Genomic DNA, 1,066 nt, shown 5'->3' with positions numbered 1-1,066 from the left:
GATTATGTGCAGCGGGCCGCCGATATCGCCAACGCCCGCAAGGGTGCCACCCGCGCCGGGGTCAGCGTGCCAACGCTTCAGCGCTGGCTGTCAACCTGGATGGCTGCGAATACGGTGGGCGAGCGTATGGCTCTGCTGGCACCGGGGAAGGTCAGTAAAAAAGAGGTATTCCAGTACTCCTGGATGCCGGACTTCATGCGCTTCTGGCGCGATACCAATAAACCCACCGTCATGATGGCATACGAGAAGTTTGCGAAGTGGTGGATTGAGCAATACGGGGACAACGACATTATGTTATCCATGCTACCGAAGGTCGATACAGTGCGCTATGCGCTGGACAAGCTGCCTGTTGCCGAGCGTGAGCGCGGACGTGCAACCGGCTCCGACTACAATAAGTATCTGCCGTTCGTGCGCCGCGACTGGTCTGTTATTCCGGTTAACGGCGTGTGGGTCGGCGATGGCCACGGCATGAAGATGGAAGTGATTAACCCCGAAACGGGCAAGCCGTTCCGGCCTGAGATTACGCTGGTAATTGACGCCCGCACCCGCGTGGTGGTGGGCTGGAGTCTGGCCATGTCCGAGAGCCAGGTCGCCGTAGGCGATGCCATCCGCAACGCAGTATCTCGCTATGGCGTACCGCTGATGTATTACTCCGATAACGGCGGCGGTGAAAAGAATGCGGTTTTTGATGCCGATATTATCGGTATTTTCTCCCGCCTCGGTATTGAGCACCCTACCGGTATTCCGGGTAATCCACAGGGGCGCGGTATTATAGAGCGCCTTAACCAGGAAATACCGAAGCGTGCCGCGATGGCCTTTGGCTCCTGGGTGGGTAAATCTGGTGACCGGGAGGCGCAACGTAAGTACCGCAAGACGGTGGATTCGGCGGTTAATGCCCTGGAGAAAGGTAAGCAACTGAATGAGGTTTAGGCTGCGGCTATGCGTAAGGTGCTGACAATGGAGCAGCTGGTTGCAGAGATTGAGCGCCAGATAGAGCGGCACAATAATCGCCCACACCGCAGTCTGCCGGAGCGTAATAACGGGCAGCACTGGTCACCGCTGGCCT

Annotated in this window: 1 protein-coding gene; it reads left to right on the top strand. The window is 57.7% G+C overall.

Annotation, left to right across the window (positions count from 1 at the left end; translation table 11 throughout):
• A partial coding sequence (locus BBW68_RS09560) for an integrase catalytic domain-containing protein (RefSeq protein ID WP_245675245.1) occupies positions 1 to 930 on the top strand: 930 nt, incomplete at its 5' end.
• Between the last annotated feature and the right edge of the window lie 136 nt (positions 931 to 1,066).

The sequence above is a fragment of the Candidatus Erwinia dacicola genome (assembly GCF_001756855.1).
Classification (GTDB): domain Bacteria; phylum Pseudomonadota; class Gammaproteobacteria; order Enterobacterales; family Enterobacteriaceae; genus Erwinia; species Erwinia dacicola.
The sequence above is the reverse complement of the archived record's forward strand: the minus strand, read 5'-3'. Positions and strand labels throughout refer to the sequence as shown.